The organism is Afipia sp. OHSU_II-C1, from assembly GCF_000497575.1.
Lineage (GTDB): Bacteria > Pseudomonadota > Alphaproteobacteria > Rhizobiales > Xanthobacteraceae > Afipia.
Genome location: NZ_APJI01000030.1, coordinates 54,576 through 70,479 on the forward strand (window position 1 = coordinate 54,576; position 15,904 = coordinate 70,479).

Sequence of the window (15,904 nt, forward strand, 5' to 3'; positions counted from 1 at the left end):
CCGACTCGATTGTTTATCGGCATCAACTATGACGGCACGGCGGCAAGAAAATAAAGGGCAGCGCCTTGGAATCGCCTGTCTTGCGGTCCTTGCCGGGCTGGCCGGACCGTATACCAGCGCATCGGCGGTCACCGAGCGGGTGGTCGTGAACCGCCATAGCGGCCTTGCCATCGATGGCTTCGACCCTGTGGCCTATTTCACCGACGCTGAGGCGGCCAAGGGGCAGCCCGACATCGAGGCGTCCAGGGATGGTGCCGTCTGGCGTTTCCGGAACGAAGCCAACCGCGCCGTTTTCCTCAGCCATCCGGATATCTACGGACCCCGGTTCGGCGGCTATGACCCGGTCGACGTGGCGCGCGGCAAGACCGTCGCCGGGCAGGCGCGGCTATGGCTGGTGTCCGGTGAACGGCTGTATCTGTTCAGCCGCGAAGACAACCTCAACGCCTTTGCCGCCGATCCGGATGCTGTCCTCAAACAGGCGGCCGGCAAATGGCCGGCGCTGGTCGAAACGCTCTCCGCTTACTGATCGACTGCGGCGGGATCGCCCCACGCAATGAACTCGGGCACCAGAAAATCCTCGCGCGCTTCCCCGAAGCACAGCGCGGCGCCCTTGCTGTCCGTGATCAGCCCGCCGGCCGCGGTTACCACCGCATGCCCCGCCGCCACGTCCCATTCGGAGGTCGGGGACAGCCGGGGGTAGATGTCGGCGCCGCCCTCGGCGATCCGGCCAAACTTGACCGCCGATCCGAGGGCCTGCCGGATCGCTCCGGGGCGGGCCGCAATGAAGGCTTCGGTGCGCTTGTCGCCGTGGGACCTGCTCACGGCCACGATCCAGGCCGTGCGAGGGCCCGGATGAGGGCGGGTGTGGATCGGCTGGGCCGAGCGGGCCTTGCCGTCCTTGGTCATCATCAGCCGCTCGGCTCCCCGGCCGACAATTCCCCGCCAGACCAGCCCGAGGGCGGGGGCTGCGATAATTCCCAGCACCGGCGAGCCATTGGTGATGAGCGCGACGTTGACGGTGAATTCGTCGCGCCCGGCCACGAACTCCTTGGTGCCGTCCAGCGGATCGACCAGGAAAAAGCTGTTCTTGTAGGGGCGTGCGGCCAGGTCGGTTCGCTCCTCGGACAGGGCCGGAACATCTGGCACGAGCCTGTTCAGGCCTTCCGCGATGATGTGATGGGCTGCCATGTCCGCTTCGGTGACGGGAGAGCCATCGGATTTGCCGGTCACCTGCATGGTGGACCGGCTGACGCCGAGGATCGCCGCGCCCGCCGCCACCACGATGTCGGTCAGCGGCTCCATCAAGAGGGCGGCGGCGTCGCGGTCGATCGCAGGGCTGGTCATGGATGGGTCTCGGTTGCGTACATGTCAGCCTTCAATTCCGCTGTGGTCGGTGGCCGCAGGGCCAGCCGCAGTGTATCAAATCATAAAGCACGCTTGATTCGCCGCGTCAGCATCCTGTGGCCCCCGTGATTGCAGGAAATCGCTGGAAAATCCGAGGAAATTCATGTCTGGCACGTCAACTCCCGGTCCTACACCCGATGCTCTCGAACTCGCCGCGTTGATGTGTTCGCGCGTCTGCCACGATCTCATCAACCCGGTGGGCGCCATCGTCAACGGCCTTGAGGTGTTCGACAGCAGCAACAAGGAAGACGACAAGGAGTTTGCGCTCGATCTGATCCGCAAGAGCGCGAAATCCACCTCGGCACGGCTGCAGTTCTGCCGCATCGCCTACGGCGCCGCGGGCTCTGCCGGTTCCCAGATCGATCTCGGCGAGGCGCAGAAGATGACGCGCAATCATCTTGAGGACGAGAAGACCAAGATCGTCTGGAATCTGCCGCACGTCCTGATGGCGAAAAACCGGGTCAAGCTGCTGCTGAACATGTTCGTCATCGCGCAGCAGGCGATTCCGCGCGGAGGTCAGCTCATCGTCGATCCGATCGGCGAGGGAGACACGATGGGATTCCGTCTTCGCGCCGCTGGCACCAATGCGCGCGAGCCGCAGAACGTCGCGGCGCAACTGAATCTCGACAATGCCGGATCGGTCTCCGCGCATGCGGTACAGCCCTACTACACGGCGCTGCTGGCGCAGGCGTGCGGGCTCAAGGTGTCGCTGGCCGCCGAGCCGGATGCCGTGGTTCTGACCGCGGCCTGACGATATCTTCATGAACTCTTAATGATGCGGGCGCCGGAAAATGCCGGTGCCCGCCGGCATTTGCGTTAGGCGTTTATTCAGCGCGTTCTTTTCTGATTGCTCAACCAATATTAAACGCTTTGCCCCGACACTGGCCGGAATCTAGGAGGCGTGACGTTCATGCCTCCCTTGCCAGAAGGCCGGCTTCATGGACGATTTGCTGCGGGAATTCCTCACCGAAACCAACGAGAGTCTCGATACTGTCGACAACCAACTGGTTCGTTTCGAGCAGGATCCGAATAACGCGAAGATTCTCGATAATATCTTTCGGCTTGTTCACACCATCAAGGGCACGTGCGGCTTCCTCGGATTGCCGCGTCTTGAAGCGCTCGCTCACGCAGCCGAGACGCTGATGGGCAAATTCCGCGACGGCATGCCGGTGACCGGCGAAGCCGTCACGCTGATCCTGAGCACCATCGACCGCATCAAGGAGATTCTCGGCCAGCTCGAGGCAACCGAGGCGGAGCCGGAAGGCGCCGATGTCGATCTGATCGACGCGCTTCACCATATGGTCGAGCAGGGCATGGCCGCGATGGCAGCCGCGCCTGCTGCGCCTGCGCCAGCCGCACCTGCGCCGGTTGCAGCCAAGCCGGTGACCGTCGGCATGATGGTCGATCAGACGCTGGAACGCGAACTGCGTCCCGGTGAAGTTTCGCTCGACGAACTTGAGCGCGCTTTCCGCGAAACCGAAATCGAAGTCGCATCGCCATCGATTGCGCCGGTTGAGCAGCCCGCCCCAAAGGCCGAAGCTCCAAAGGCCGATGCGACGAAGGCCGCGGTAAAGGCAAAGAAGCCGGTCATCGAGAATGAGACGACGGAGAGCGACAAGATCGCGAACCAGTCCATTCGCGTCAATGTCGATACGCTTGAGCATCTGATGACCATGGTTTCGGAACTGGTGCTGACGCGCAACCAGTTGCTCGAGATCAGCCGCCGTAACGAGGATTCCGAGTTCAAGGTGCCGTTGCAGCGGCTCTCGAACGTCACCGCCGAGTTGCAGGAAGGCGTCATGAAGACGCGCATGCAGCCGATCGGCAACGCCTGGCAGAAGCTGCCGCGCATCGTGCGCGACCTGTCGAGCGAACTCGGCAAGCAGATCGAACTGGAAATGCACGGCGCCGACACCGAGCTCGATCGCCAGGTGCTCGATCTGATCAAGGATCCGCTGACGCACATGGTCCGCAACTCCGCAGACCACGGCCTTGAGACTACGGCGGATCGCGTTGCTGCCGGCAAGCCGGAGCAGGGCACCATCCGCGTGTCCGCCTATCATGAGGGCGGCCATATCATCATCTGCATCGCCGACAACGGGCGCGGCCTGAACACCGAGCGCATCAAGCAGAAGGCCGTGCAGAACGGTCTGGTCACCGAAGCCGAAGTCGAGAAGATGACCGAGGCGCAGATCCACAAGTTCATTTTCGCGCCGGGCTTCTCCACGGCTGCGGCGGTCACGAGCGTGTCCGGCGCGCGGCGTCGGCATGGATGTGGTGCGCACCAACATCGATCAGATCGGCGGCACCATCGACGTGAAGTCGGTGCCGGGCGAGGGTTCGAGCTTCACCATCAAGATTCCGCTGACGCTGGCGATCGTGTCGGCGCTGATCGTGGAAGCCGCCGGCGACCGCTTCGCGATCCCGCAGCTGTCGGTGGTCGAACTGGTGCGCGCGCGCTCCAATTCCGATCATCGCATCGAGCGGATCAAGGACACGCCGGTTCTGCGGCTGCGCAACAAGCTGCTGCCGCTGATGCATCTGAAGAAGCTGCTCAAGATCGACGACGGCGCGTCGATCGATCCGGAGAACGGCTTCATCGTGGTCACCCAGGTCGGAAGCCAGACCTTCGGCATTGTGGTCGACGGCGTTTTCCACACCGAGGAAATCGTAGTCAAGCCGATGTCCACCAAGCTGCGCCATATCGGAATGTTCTCGGGCAACACCATTCTCGGTGACGGCGCCGTGATCATGATCATCGATCCGAACGGCATCGCCCAGTCGCTCGGTACGGCGGCAGCGACCCAGAGCGAGATCGGCGACGAGAACGCCGCGGCGCGCTCCAGCTCCGATGCCCAGCTCACCTCGCTTCTCGTGTTCCGGTCCGGCTCGTCCCAGCCCAAGGCCGTGCCGCTGGCTCTGGTCACACGGCTCGAGGAGATTTCGGTCGACAAGATCGAACTCTCGAACGGCCGTCACATGGTCCAGTACCGCGAGCAGTTGATGCCGCTGGTCGAGATGGAAGGCGTGACGATCCGCGAAAGCGGCGTTCAGCCGATTCTCGTTTTCGCTGACGATGGACGCTCGATGGGACTCGTGGTCGATGAAATCATCGATATCGTCGAGGAGCAGCTCAGCATCGAAGTGGCGAGCACGCGCGAAGGCGTGCTTGGCTCTGCGGTCGTGAAGGGCCAGGCGACCGAGGTGATCGACGTCGGGCACTTCCTGCCGATGGCGTTCGCCGACTGGTTCAGCCGCAAGGAAATGCGTCTGTCTGCCACGGCGCAGACCGTTCTGCTGGTCGACGACTCCGCGTTCTTCCGCAACATGCTGGCGCCCGTTCTGAAGGCGGCGGGCTATCGTGTCACGGTTGCGCAGAACGGCCACGAAGGCCTGTCGGTGCTGCGCTCCGGCAATCAGTTCGACGTCGTTCTGACCGATATCGAGATGCCGGACATGAATGGCTTCGAGTTCGCCGAAGCGATCCGCGCCGACCGCAAGATGGAGTCGATGCCGATCATCGCGCTGTCGTCCGTGGTGTCGCCCGCGGCCATCGAACGCGGCCGCCAGGCTGGCTTCCATGACTATGTCGCTAAATTCGACCGGCCGGGACTGATCGCCGCGCTGAAGGAACAGACCGCTGACGTCAGGCAGGCGGCGTAAGGAACATGACAATGGATACGAATGTTGACGGCGCTGACCGTGGTATCACCGAATACGTCACCGCGATGATCGGCGGACAGTTGTTCGGACTGCCGATTTCGCGGGTTCAGGATGTGTTCATGCCGGAGCGGCTGACGCGGGTTCCCCTCGCGTCCGCGGACGTCGCGGGTGTTCTCAACCTTCGCGGCAGGATCGTCACCGCGATCGATATGCGCGCCCGTCTTGGACTGGCGAAGAACGAAGACGGCCGTCCGCCGATGGCGGTTGGCGTCGACCTGCGCGGCGAATCCTACGGCCTGCTGATCGACAGCATCGGTGAGGTCCTCAAGCTCGCGGACGAAAGCCGCGAGGTGAATCCCGTCAACCTCGACCCGCGCATGGCGAAGATGGCCGGCGGCGTTCACCGGCTCGACGGGCAGTTGATGGTCGTTCTCGACGTCGACCGCGTTCTGGAAATCAATCCGGATATGCTCGCCGCCTAAAAAATATTTTGGGAAGCAACGCAAGCCCCGTGACAGCGGCCCACACGGGAACTGAGGAAAAAAGAGGCTAAGATGAAAACATGTCTGATTGTTGACGATTCAAGCGTCATCCGGAAAGTCGCGCGGCGCATTCTGGAAGGGCTGGATTTCCAGATTGTCGAAGCCGAGGACGGCGAGAAGGCCATGGAAGTCTGCAAGCGCGGAATGCCGGAGGCCATCCTGCTCGATTGGAACATGCCGGTGATGGATGGATACGAATTCCTCCGCAACCTGCGTCTGATGCCGGGCGGCGACAGGCCGAAGGTGGTGTTCTGCACCACCGAGAACGATGTCGCCCACATCGCCCGTGCGCTCCATGCCGGCGCCAATGAATACATCATGAAGCCGTTCGACAAGGAAATCGTGACGGCGAAATTTCATGAAGTCGGTCTGATCTAGGCTCGCGCTCTGAAGCCGCGTGTTGTGTTGTTCGTTGCGTAGAGTTGGTTGTTCATGAGCGTTGCAGTTTTGACCCCACCGGGTTCGTCCGCACAGCGGCACGAGCCGCTGCGCGTCATGGTCGTCGACGACTCCGCGGTCATCCGCGGTCTGATTTCCCGCTGGATCGAGGCTGAGACGGATCTCACGGTCGTCGCGTCGATCCGCACCGGGCTCGATGCGGTCAACCAGGTCGCGCGCGTCGATCCCGATGTTGTCGTGCTCGATATCGAAATGCCGGATATGGACGGCATCTCGGCGCTGCCGCTGCTGCTGGAGAAGAAGCGCAACCTCGTGATCATCATGGCGTCGACGCTGACCCGCCGGAATGCGGAGATCAGCTTCAAGGCGCTGTCGCTCGGCGCGTCGGATTACATCCCCAAGCCCGAGAGCACGCGTGAGATCGCCGCGGCCGACATCTTCAAGCACGATCTGATCGAAAAGATCCGCCACCTCGGCGCGCGTCTGCGCCGTCCGGCTGTCGTTGCCAGTCCGCCGCTGTCGCCGGTTGCGCAGCCGGTGCGGACGCCGCTGCCGCGGACCTCCACGGCCACGCTGCCGCTGGTCGCGCAGCCCAAGCTGATGGTGCGGCCGTTCAGTGCAGTTATCCCGCGCGTCCTGGTGATAGGTTCCTCGACCGGCGGACCGCAAGCGCTGATGAATCTGGTCGCCGGTATCGGTCCGGTGGTCGACCAGCATCCGGTTCTCATCACCCAGCATATGCCGCCGACCTTCACCACCATTCTCGCCGAACATCTGGCGCGCGCGAGCGGGCGTCCCGCTCACGAGGCGGTCGATGGCGAGACGGTCAAGGCGGGACAAATCTATCTTGCGCCGGGCGGGCGTCATATGCGCGTGGTGCGCTCGGGGACGAATACGGTGATCGCTCTCGATGACGGGCCGCAGATCAACTTCTGCAAGCCGGCGGTCGATCCGCTGTTCGCCTCGGCAGCGGAAGTCTGGCAGGCCGGCATTCTCGCCGTGGTGCTGACCGGGATGGGGTCTGACGGCGCGCAGGGCGCCAGGACCATCGTCGCCGCCGGCGGCAACGTCATCGCACAGGACGAAGCCACCAGCGTTGTGTGGGGTATGCCGGGCGCCGTGGCCCATGCAGGTGTCTGCGCGGCGATTCTGCCGCTCGACCAGATCGCTCCCAAAATTGTTCGCGTGTTTTCAGGAGTTCGCGGGTGACGCCACTGGATTACGAGTATCTGCGCAAGCTTCTGAAGGATCGCTCCGGTCTGCTGTTGTCTTCGGACAAGCAGTACCTGATCGAAAGCCGTCTGCTGCCGCTTGCCCGCAAAGCCGGCATTTCTGGCATCAGCGAACTTGTGCAGAAGATCAAGTCGGGTTCGGAATCCCTGACCGTCGATGTCGTCGAGGCGATGACGACCAACGAGACGTTCTTCTTCCGCGACAAGGTTCCGTTCGAAAATGTCCGCGATACGGTGCTTCCCAATTTGCTGAAGGCGCGCGCCAGCCGCCGCAGCCTGCGCATCTGGTGCGCGGCGGCGTCGACCGGGCAGGAGCCTTACTCGCTCGCCATGCTTTTGAAGGAAGCCTTGCCGCCGGACTGGCGCGCGGAAATCGTTGCGACCGATCTGTCGCTCGAAGTTCTCGAAAAGGCGAAGGCGGGGATCTACAGCCAGTTCGAGGTTCAGCGCGGATTGCCGATCCAGCTGCTGGTGAAACATTTCAAGCAGGTCGGGGATGTCTGGCAGCTCAATCCGGATATCCGCGCCATGGTCCGCTACCAGCAGGCCAACCTGCTGCAGGACTTCTCGCACTTCGGCGTCTTCGACATCATCTTCTGCCGCAACGTTCTGATCTATTTCGATCAGCCGACCAAGATCGACGTGTTCGGCCGCATGCAGAAGGTGAATGAGCCGGACGGCTTCCTTTTCCTTGGCGCAGCCGAGACCGTTATCGGACTGACGGATGCCTACCGTGCCGCCCCGGACCTGCGCGGCGTCTATATGCCGAATCCTGCACGCGTGTCCTCGCCCTCTCTGGCGCCCGGGATGATACGTAGCCAGAAGGCATTCGCGGCAAGCTGACGGTTCATCGTCGAGGCGCGTGTCGTTGACAACCGTCCCGCGCCGGGGTGTAAGATAGGGCATGGGGAAAGCGATCTCCCCACGAGGCGACATGCCCAAGAATCGCGTCCATTCTCTTGAGAGGGACGCATCATGTCTTCCATCAATTCGATCTCACCCGAAAAACTTGCCCGGCTGACCGGCACGCCCAAGTGTCCGGCCCTTATCGACGTTCGCCTTGCCGACGATCTTGCCGCCGAGCCGAAATTCGTTCCGGGCGCATGTCACCGGGACCATGCGTCGGTTGCCGATTGGGCGTCAGAGTTCGCCGGCCGTGCCGCCGTTGTCATATGCAAGAGAGGCGGGAAGCTGAGCGAGGGAGTCGCCGCCTGGCTCCGTCACGCCGGAGCGTCAGCCGACGTTCTGGAAGGGGGCCATGAAGCCTGGGCGAACGCGAAGCTTCCATTGGTGCCTGCTGCGAAACTACCGCCGCGCGATCGGCAGGGGCGCACGCTCTGGGTGACGCGCTCGCGGCCGAAAGTCGACCGCATCGCCTGCCCATGGCTGATCCGGCGCTTTGTCGATCCGTCCGCGATTTTTCTCTTTGTGACGGCTTCCGAAGTGGAAGAGGTCGGTCAGCGCTTTGGCGCGGCGCCGTTCGACATTGAAAATGTGTTCTGGAGCCATCGCGGTGAACTGTGCACCTTTGATGTCATGGTCGAGGAGTTCGGTCTTGATACAGAGCCGCTCAAGCGTCTGGCGACTATCGTGCGCGCGGCCGATACCGCACGTCCCGATCTTTCGCCGGAAGCGCCCGGCCTGCTCGCGGCATCTCTGGGCCTGTCGCGGATGTATTCGGACGATCTCGAACAGCTCGATGCTGGACTCGCGCTCTATGATGCGTTCTATCGCTGGTCCAGAGATGCGACCGATGAAACTCATAACTGGCCCTCGCATAAGGCCAAGGCAAAGGTCAAAGCATGACTGACGTCACGACGCCGTCGGCGATTCCCGCTCCACGGAGCACGCCGGGCTTTCCGGGCATGAAAGAAGCTTTCGGGGTCTGGCTTCGGGTCGCGATGCTCAGTTTTGGCGGCCCTGCCGGACAGATCGCGGTCATGCATCGCATTCTGGTGGAGGAGAAGCGCTGGGTTTCCGAGAGCCGATTCCTGCACGCCCTGAATTACTGCATGCTGCTGCCCGGTCCCGAGGCGCAGCAGCTCGCCACCTACATCGGCTGGCTGATGCATCGTACCCGCGGCGGGATCATGGCGGGCGGTCTCTTCATCATGCCCGGCGTTATCGCCATCATGGCGCTGAGCTACATCTATGCCGCCTTCGGCAATGTGGGATTTGTCGCCGCGCTGTTCTTCGGTCTCAAGGCGGCGGTGCTGGCGATCGTGATCCAGGCGGTTGTCCGTGTCGGCAAACGGGCTCTCAAGAACCGGGTCCTGCAAGGTCTCGCGGCGGCCGCGTTCATCGCGATCTTCTTTTTCAACGTGCCGTTTCCCATCATCATTCTGGCCGCCGGGCTGATCGGCTATTTCGGAGGCCGGGCCGGGCTGCCCGCGTTTGCAGCGGGCGGCGGGCATGACAACAAGACGCCGACCGCTCTGGTCGATGCGTTGCTGGGCGATGAACTGCCCGAGCATGCGCACCCGACTGTCGCGCGCTCGTTACGGGTCGCCGCGGTCTGGCTCCTTCTGTGGCTGACGCCGGTGGCATTGCTCGTCCTGATGCTTGGAAAGGGCAGCGTGTTCTCCGAGATCGCGGTGTTCTTCAGCAAGATGGCCATGGTGACGTTCGGGGGAGCCTACGCGGTGCTGGCCTACGTCGCTCAACAGGCCGTGGAAAATTATCACTGGCTGCGGCCGCATGAGATGCTCGACGGATTGGGCATGGCGGAAACCACGCCCGGTCCGCTGATCATGGTCTTGCAGTTCGTGGGCTTTATGGCCGCTTTCCGCGATCCGGGAACACTGCCGCCGATGGTGGCAGGAACGCTCGGCGGACTACTTGCGACATGGGTGACGTTCACGCCGTGCTTCCTGTGGATTTTCCTCGGCGCGCCGTTCATCGAGGTCCTGCGCGGAAACAAGGCTCTCGCCGGTGCGTTGTCGGCGATCACGGCGGCGGTGGTTGGCGTGATCCTCAACCTTGCGATCTGGTTCGCGATTCACACCGTCTTCCGGGAAACATTTCCGGTGCGCAGTTTCGGAATGTCGTTCGATGCTCCGGTGCTGTGGAGTGTTGATCCGTGGGCGCTCGCCCTTTCCGTCGCGGCGGCGACCGCGATCTTTCGCTTCAATGCAGGAATGTTGCAGACGCTGGCCGCCTGTGCCTCGGCAGGGGTGCTGCTCTATTTCGCCGGAGCTCTCTGAGTCTGATTACAGGGCCTCTGGAGAGAACCGGCGCGCATTGCCTTATCGGCCGGAGATCGCCACCGGTTCGCCTTATCGGGCAAATGTCGAAAAGCCGGCTGCGGCGCGGCGGAATTGTGCTTTTTCCAAACAAAAACCCCGCCATTCGCGGCGGGGTTCAGTCTGGGAGGTGAGAGCCGCACTGGCTCTCGATACAACCCGGTGTCAGGCTGGAATGCGCACTTCGTCGTCGTGCGGCTCGCGCAGCACATAGCCGCGGCCCCAGACGGTTTCGATGAAGTTACGGCCTTCCGAAGCGTTCGCAAGCTTCTTGCGCAGCTTGCAGATGAAGACGTCGATGATCTTGAGTTCGGGCTCGTCCATGCCGCCGTAGAGATGATTGAGGAACATCTCCTTGGTGAGGGTGGTGCCCTTGCGGAGCGAGAGCAGCTCCAGCATCTGGTATTCCTTGCCCGTCAGGTGGACGCGCTGGCCGCCGACTTCGACGGTCTTGGTGTCGAGATTGACCACCAGATCGCCGGTCTGGATGACCGACTGGGCGTGACCCTTGGAACGGCGGACGATCGCGTGAATGCGGGCGACCAGTTCGTCTTTGTGGAAGGGCTTGGTCATGTAGTCATCGGCGCCGACGCCGAGACCCTTGACCTTGTCCTCGATGCCGGCGAGGCCGGAGAGGATCAGGATCGGTGTCTTGATCTTCGAGACACGCAGCTGCTTGAGAACATCATAGCCGGACATGTCCGGGAGGTTCAGGTCGAGCAGGATGATGTCGTAATCGTAAAGTTTTCCGAGGTCGACGCCCTCTTCTCCGAGATCCGTCGTGTAGACGTTGAAGCTCTCGGATTTGAGCATCAGCTCGATCGACTGCGCAGTGGCGCTGTCATCTTCTATCAGCAATACGCGCATGCCAGTCCCCTATAGTCGCCGCTCCGGGCGTCAGGCCGGCCGCCTACTCGCGGCACTGGAAACGCCTTTGAACAACTGATTCGGATCCTGACGACATATGGTTAACAAATGCTGATTCGTGTCTGCAAGCTCTATCGTGCAATTTTTGTCGAATCGCACTAAGATATTGCGGTCAAGAAGCTTTTCGCACCCGCGTCGTTCAAGTTCCACATTAAGAGCCGGGCCTAACCGACTCCTGCGACTCGCTCCTTCGTTCTGAAGGTCAAGCGCTCTCAGTCATCAAAGACAGTGACGCAATGATTAACGATGCGGGTAAACACAGGGTTAAGGGGATGCCGCGAAATCGCGGAAACTTAAGGTTTTCGCAATGAAGGCCCTCGCGGAACAGATCTCCGATATCGACGGCGTCAATATTTATGGCCGAGTTGTCGGTGTGCGCGGACTCATGGTGGAGATCGCGGGACCGATCCATGCGATGTCGGTCGGCGCGCGCATCGTGGTCGAGACCGGCAACAATCGTTTCATCCCATGCGAGGTGATCGGCTTCACCGGCAACAATGCCGTGGTAATGCCGTTCGCGGGACTGGAAGGTGTCCGGCGCGGCTGCCGCGCGGTGATTGCCAACGCCGCCAGCCAGGTGCGTCCGTCGGCGGCGTGGCTCGGGCGTGTCGTCAATGCCATGGGCGAGCCGATCGACGGCAAGGGACCTTTGGTTCAGGGCCCGTCGCCGATGACCTACCGGAACGCGCCGCCGCCTGCGCATTCCCGCAAGCGGGTGGGTCCGCCGCTCGATCTCGGCGTGCGGTCGCTCAATACTTTCCTGACCTGTTGCCGCGGCCAGCGCATGGGCATCTTCGCAGGCTCCGGCGTCGGCAAGTCGGTGCTGCTGTCGATGCTCGCGCGCAATGTGGATGCCGATGTTTCGGTGATCGGCCTGATCGGCGAACGCGGCCGTGAGGTGCAGGAGTTCCTGCAGGATGATCTCGGCGAGGAAGGCCTGGCGCGCTCGGTGGTGGTGGTCGCGACGTCCGACGAGCCCGCATTGATGCGGCGGCAGGCGGCTTACCTGACCCTGGCCATCGCGGAATATTTCCGCGATGAGGACAAGGACGTCATGTGCATGATGGACTCGGTGACACGCTTTGCGATGGCGCAGCGTGAAATCGGCCTGTCCGCCGGAGAGCCGCCGACGGCGAAAGGCTATACGCCGACGGTGTTCACCGAACTGCCGAAGCTGCTGGAGCGGGCAGGGCCTGGACTGGGCGAGGGCACCATCACCGGTATCTTCACGGTGCTGGTCGACGGCGACGACCACAATGAGCCGGTGGCCGACGCGGTGCGCGGTATCCTCGACGGCCATATCGTGATGCAGCGCTCGATCGCCGAGCGCGGCCGTTATCCGGCGATCAACATCCTGAAGTCAGTCTCCCGAACCATGCCGCGGTCTGCCGATCCGGCTTTCCTCCCAAGCGTTACCCGGGCCCGGCAGGTCATGGCGACCTATGCGGACATGGAAGAATTGATCCGCCTGGGTGCTTACCGGGCCGGATCGAGCCCTGAGGTCGATGAGGCCATCCGGCTGCACGAGCCGCTCGAAACCTTCCTGCGGCAGGCCAAGGATGAATCCACCGGGATCGGGGAGGGCTATCGCCGATTGGAGCAAATCCTGCAAACCTTGGAAACGGAACGCTAACTTTGTCGCGCCATGATCCCGCCATCTGTGTTTGACCGGAGGGGCCCTTGGGGGGATGCCGGTTCCGTCCCGCTTTGTGGTTGGGACTTCTGGGGAGTACGAGTCGATGAAGTCACGTGAAACGCTGATCCGCCTGAAGAAATTTCAGGTCGACGAAAAGCGCCGAAGGGTTGCGCAGATCGAAGGCATGATCGCCGACTTCCAGCGCATGTCGGTCGACCTGGAGCGCGAAATCCAGCACGAGCAGGACCGCGCTGGCATTAATGATCCCACACACTTCGCCTATCCCACCTATGCCAAGGCAGCCATTCAGCGCCGCGAAAATCTGACCCGCTCCGCCGACGAACTGCGGGTTCAGCTCGAAGATGCGAAGGCGGTGCTCGGCGAGGCGTTCGAGGAGCTCAAAAAGGTGGAACTGCTGGACGAGCGCGACCAGGCACGCGAACGCGCCGAGGAAAGCGCCCGGGAGCAGGCTGATCTCGACAGCATCGGTTTGATGCGCTCGCGGATCGGAGCGATGGCCTGAGGTCTGGCGCGTCCGGTGGCTACAGCGGCCGGAACCCATTCGCCTCGCTGAACCTGCCTGATTGCCGCAGGTTCTAAAGTCTCAGCTCACAAGGCTGGCTTTTGTGAGTTGTTTCCGTGATATGAGACCCGGGCCGCAAGCCCGGGTTTTGCTTTTTCGCGACTTATCTCATGGCGGGACGCTGGACCCGATACTGGCAAGATGTGATACGACGGCGAGAGTGACTTCGATTTTCGACTCTGCCGGGTACGATAGAGCGACGTATATTTGAGGACGTTTAATGCTGACGCCGGCTGAGTTGATCTGGCTGCTCGCATCGGTTGCGAAGGGGGATGAGGCGGCATTTGAGCGCCTTTACGCCGCCACACGGGCGAAACTCTTCGGCGTGGTGCTCCGTATATTGAGGCGTCAGGATCTTGCCGAGGAGGTGGTCCAGGAAGCCTACGTCAAGATCTGGCACAGTGCTGGCCAGTTCAATCCTTCGCTGGCTTCTCCGATTACCTGGATGGTTTCGATCGCGCGTAACCGGGCGATCGATGTCGTGCGTAAACGGAGCGAGGCGTCGATCGAAGACGAGCCGTCTGCCATGGAGATCGCGTCGGATATTCCGGATCCGCTGGCGCGGCGGGAAATGACGGAGGAGCTGAAGCGGATTCTGGAGTGCGTCGGGCAGCTCGATCCGGAGCGCCAGAAACTCGTGCTGCTGGCCTATTACAACGGTTGGAGCCGCGAACAGTTGTCGGAAAAATTCAACACGCCGCTGAACACGGTGAAGACCTGGCTACGTCGCAGCATGATTGAAATTCGCGGATGTCTTGGTTTGGGATGAGATGAACTACAGCGAAGACCATATCGCGCTTGCCGCGGAATATGCCCTCGGCACACTGAGTGCCGACGAGCGCGCCCTCGTTGAAACCATGATGATCGTCGATCACGGTTTCATGGAGGTGGTCGATGCGTGGGATCGCAAGCTCAGTCCGCTGCACCAGATGGTTGCCCCGATCGAGCCGCCGGCGCATCTGTGGGATAACATCAGCGCCGCGCTCGGCCTCGTCGGACCGCAGCCGGAGCCGGTTGAAGAACCCAAGGAAGAGCCTGTCGCCGCGGAGCTGCCGGAGCCGACGCCTGCGGTTGCTGAGCAGCCCGCCCAACCCGAGCAATCCGTCGTCGCACCATCAACCGATGTAACGGCAGAAGCCCCTCCGGTTGCGGCGTCGCCCGAGATCGTCCCGGAGCCGGTCGTGGTCCCGCCGTCCAATGTCGTTCCGCTGGCCGCTCGCGAGCGCGGCGGGTCGGCGTTCGGCTGGGTCATGACGGCGGTTGCAGCATCGCTAGCCGGAGTGATCGCGCTTCAGGCCAACCGGCCTGAATTGCTGCCGGAGCCATTGCGGGTCAAGCCGCAGATCAAGGTCGTTGAGGTCGCGGCGCCCGCGCAGCCACCCGCGCCGGCGGCGCAGTTCGTCGCTGTGCTCCAGCAGAACGCTGCCGCGCCGGCTTTCATTCTCACCGTGGATACGGCGACGAAGAACTTCACCGTGCGCAAGGTTAGCGCTGCGCCGGAGCCGGGCAAAAGCTATGAGCTCTGGCTGGTCTCGGACAAGCTGCAACGTCCGCGCTCACTCGGTGTCATCGGCGGCAGTGATTTCACCATCCGCCCGGGGCTGGCAGCGTACGACACCGATACGATCAACAAGGCCACCTATGCTGTAACCATTGAACCCGAGGGTGGCTCGCCGACCGGAGTTGCAACCGGGCCGATCGTCTACACGGGCAAGCTGATCGAGAGCGTGCCAGCGCTTCCTGCGCAGCCGCGCTGATATCTTGAAATGAGCGCAACAAAAAACGCCCGTGGGGAGCGGGCGTTTTCTGTTCTCAGACTTGGGGTCTTCTGAGCACTCACAAGGCGACTTCGGGGGGCGGGGAAGAGAGCCTCGTGAATTCGTGATTCGTTAGCGGATGGCCGACTGCTCCGAACTGGTTATGACAACAGCCTTGTTAGCCTTCAACGCCGGACCTGTAACCTTAGCCGTCTGAGTGAGGCCGGTATCTGAAAGGCGAGCAGAGATTCCGAAACCCGCAACACCGATCGCGGCGACAAGAGCCACCACGACGATCTTCAAATGAGTCATGCGGTCCGCACTGTAAAACGAATGGTTCATAAAAACCTCCCGCCGCCTTTTGATGCAGTCGAACGTTTGTCTCGCTCGCATGCCCGTGGGTTCAACCCCACGCTCTCAACAACGTAATTGGCAGGGATTCGTTTCCAAGCATCGTTCACAAACGAGTGAAATGTCTTGAAGTTCCGAGAGGTCAGTAAACCACTCTAAAATATGTCA

General features: G+C 62.1%; 15 protein-coding genes and 1 pseudogene. 13 read left to right on the plus strand and 3 right to left on the minus strand.

All coding sequences use genetic code 11. The features are described from left to right. Positions 1 to 28: 28 nt before the first annotated feature. A complete protein-coding gene (locus I554_RS0124780) occupies positions 29 to 526 on the plus strand; it encodes a YHS domain-containing (seleno)protein (protein WP_024576186.1) in 498 nt (165 codons plus the stop codon). Here I554_RS0124780 and cysQ read toward each other — a convergent pair. After that, positions 520 to 1,344: a 3'(2'),5'-bisphosphate nucleotidase CysQ gene (gene cysQ / locus I554_RS0124785; RefSeq protein WP_024576187.1), complete on the minus strand. Its 825-nt coding sequence runs from the start codon at positions 1,342 to 1,344 to the stop codon at positions 520 to 522. The genes I554_RS0124780 and cysQ overlap by 7 nt on opposite strands. A 163-nt stretch (positions 1,345 to 1,507) precedes the next feature. On the opposite strand from cysQ, the gene I554_RS0124790 reads away from it, so the two are divergent. From I554_RS0124790 to chrA, 8 genes and pseudogenes are all read left to right on the plus strand, one after another. Then, positions 1,508 to 2,155, plus strand: coding sequence for a histidine phosphotransferase family protein (locus tag I554_RS0124790; RefSeq protein ID WP_024576188.1), 648 nt, complete (start codon positions 1,508 to 1,510; stop codon positions 2,153 to 2,155). A 187-nt stretch (positions 2,156 to 2,342) separates the two neighbouring features. Continuing rightward, positions 2,343 to 5,067, plus strand: a pseudogene (locus I554_RS25860) (hybrid sensor histidine kinase/response regulator). 11 nt (positions 5,068 to 5,078) lie between these two features. After that, the gene (locus I554_RS0124800) at positions 5,079 to 5,549 is read left to right on the plus strand and encodes a chemotaxis protein CheW (RefSeq protein WP_024576189.1); all 471 of its coding nucleotides are present in this window, start codon (positions 5,079 to 5,081) and stop codon (positions 5,547 to 5,549) included. A 72-nt stretch (positions 5,550 to 5,621) separates the two neighbouring features. Next, on the plus strand, positions 5,622 to 5,987 hold the full coding sequence (locus I554_RS0124805; protein ID WP_024576190.1) for a response regulator: 366 nt from the start codon (positions 5,622 to 5,624) through the stop codon (positions 5,985 to 5,987). Between the two features lie 54 nt (positions 5,988 to 6,041). After that, the gene (locus tag I554_RS0124810) at positions 6,042 to 7,217 is read left to right on the plus strand and encodes a chemotaxis response regulator protein-glutamate methylesterase (protein WP_024576191.1); all 1,176 of its coding nucleotides are present in this window, start codon (positions 6,042 to 6,044) and stop codon (positions 7,215 to 7,217) included. After that, positions 7,214 to 8,083, plus strand: a complete 870-nt coding sequence (locus tag I554_RS0124815) for a protein-glutamate O-methyltransferase CheR (protein ID WP_024576192.1) — start codon at positions 7,214 to 7,216, stop codon at positions 8,081 to 8,083. The genes I554_RS0124810 and I554_RS0124815 overlap by 4 nt, the downstream gene beginning before the upstream one ends. A gap of 132 nt (positions 8,084 to 8,215) precedes the next feature. Next, the gene (locus I554_RS0124820; protein WP_024576193.1) at positions 8,216 to 9,046 is read left to right on the plus strand and encodes a sulfurtransferase/chromate resistance protein; all 831 of its coding nucleotides are present in this window, start codon (positions 8,216 to 8,218) and stop codon (positions 9,044 to 9,046) included. 59 nt (positions 9,047 to 9,105) lie between these two features. Further along, the gene (gene chrA / locus I554_RS0124825; protein ID WP_051358610.1) at positions 9,106 to 10,443 is read left to right on the plus strand and encodes a chromate efflux transporter; all 1,338 of its coding nucleotides are present in this window, start codon (positions 9,106 to 9,108) and stop codon (positions 10,441 to 10,443) included. A 204-nt stretch (positions 10,444 to 10,647) separates the two neighbouring features. Here the strand turns inward: chrA and I554_RS0124830 are convergent, their stop codons facing one another. Beyond that, positions 10,648 to 11,349, minus strand: a complete 702-nt coding sequence (locus I554_RS0124830; RefSeq protein WP_006021880.1) for a response regulator transcription factor — start codon at positions 11,347 to 11,349, stop codon at positions 10,648 to 10,650. A gap of 367 nt (positions 11,350 to 11,716) precedes the next feature. Here I554_RS0124830 and fliI point away from each other — a divergent pair, with 367 nt between their 5' ends. From fliI to I554_RS0124850, 4 genes are all read left to right on the plus strand, one after another. Next, complete coding sequence (fliI, locus tag I554_RS0124835; RefSeq protein WP_024576195.1) at positions 11,717 to 13,042, plus strand: flagellar protein export ATPase FliI; 1,326 nt, start codon at positions 11,717 to 11,719, stop codon at positions 13,040 to 13,042. A 106-nt stretch (positions 13,043 to 13,148) separates the two neighbouring features. After that, entirely contained in the window at positions 13,149 to 13,568 is a 420-nt protein-coding gene (gene fliJ / locus I554_RS0124840) for a flagellar export protein FliJ (RefSeq protein WP_006021878.1), read from the plus strand. A gap of 280 nt (positions 13,569 to 13,848) precedes the next feature. Beyond that, positions 13,849 to 14,397, plus strand: coding sequence for a sigma-70 family RNA polymerase sigma factor (locus I554_RS0124845; protein WP_024576196.1), 549 nt, complete (start codon positions 13,849 to 13,851; stop codon positions 14,395 to 14,397). Between the two features lies 1 nt (position 14,398). Next, on the plus strand, positions 14,399 to 15,385 hold the full coding sequence (locus tag I554_RS0124850; protein WP_024576197.1) for an anti-sigma factor: 987 nt from the start codon (positions 14,399 to 14,401) through the stop codon (positions 15,383 to 15,385). 132 nt (positions 15,386 to 15,517) lie between these two features. Here I554_RS0124850 and I554_RS0124855 read toward each other — a convergent pair whose 3' ends face one another. Further along, the gene (locus I554_RS0124855; RefSeq protein WP_024576198.1) at positions 15,518 to 15,727 is read right to left on the minus strand and encodes a hypothetical protein; all 210 of its coding nucleotides are present in this window, start codon (positions 15,725 to 15,727) and stop codon (positions 15,518 to 15,520) included. Positions 15,728 to 15,904: the final 177 nt, after the last annotated feature.

What these genes read in the sequence shown, in the direction of transcription:
- I554_RS0124780 (WP_024576186.1), top strand. Translation starts at nt 29, where the DNA reads ATGACGGCACGGCGGCAAGAAAATAAAGGGCAGCGCCTTGGAATCGCC.
- I554_RS0124830 (WP_006021880.1), bottom strand. Translation starts at nt 11,349, where the DNA reads ATGCGCGTATTGCTGATAGAAGATGACAGCGCCACTGCGCAGTCGATC.
- I554_RS0124790 (WP_024576188.1), top strand. Translation starts at nt 1,508, where the DNA reads ATGTCTGGCACGTCAACTCCCGGTCCTACACCCGATGCTCTCGAACTC.
- I554_RS0124810 (WP_024576191.1), top strand. Translation starts at nt 6,042, where the DNA reads ATGAGCGTTGCAGTTTTGACCCCACCGGGTTCGTCCGCACAGCGGCAC.
- I554_RS0124805 (WP_024576190.1), top strand. Translation starts at nt 5,622, where the DNA reads ATGAAAACATGTCTGATTGTTGACGATTCAAGCGTCATCCGGAAAGTC.
- chrA (WP_051358610.1), top strand. Translation starts at nt 9,106, where the DNA reads ATGAAAGAAGCTTTCGGGGTCTGGCTTCGGGTCGCGATGCTCAGTTTT.
- cysQ (WP_024576187.1), bottom strand. Translation starts at nt 1,344, where the DNA reads ATGACCAGCCCTGCGATCGACCGCGACGCCGCCGCCCTCTTGATGGAG.
- I554_RS0124800 (WP_024576189.1), top strand. Translation starts at nt 5,079, where the DNA reads ATGGATACGAATGTTGACGGCGCTGACCGTGGTATCACCGAATACGTC.
- I554_RS0124820 (WP_024576193.1), top strand. Translation starts at nt 8,216, where the DNA reads ATGTCTTCCATCAATTCGATCTCACCCGAAAAACTTGCCCGGCTGACC.
- fliJ (WP_006021878.1), top strand. Translation starts at nt 13,149, where the DNA reads ATGAAGTCACGTGAAACGCTGATCCGCCTGAAGAAATTTCAGGTCGAC.
- I554_RS0124850 (WP_024576197.1), top strand. Translation starts at nt 14,399, where the DNA reads ATGAACTACAGCGAAGACCATATCGCGCTTGCCGCGGAATATGCCCTC.
- fliI (WP_024576195.1), top strand. Translation starts at nt 11,717, where the DNA reads ATGAAGGCCCTCGCGGAACAGATCTCCGATATCGACGGCGTCAATATT.
- I554_RS0124855 (WP_024576198.1), bottom strand. Translation starts at nt 15,727, where the DNA reads ATGAACCATTCGTTTTACAGTGCGGACCGCATGACTCATTTGAAGATC.
- I554_RS0124845 (WP_024576196.1), top strand. Translation starts at nt 13,849, where the DNA reads ATGCTGACGCCGGCTGAGTTGATCTGGCTGCTCGCATCGGTTGCGAAG.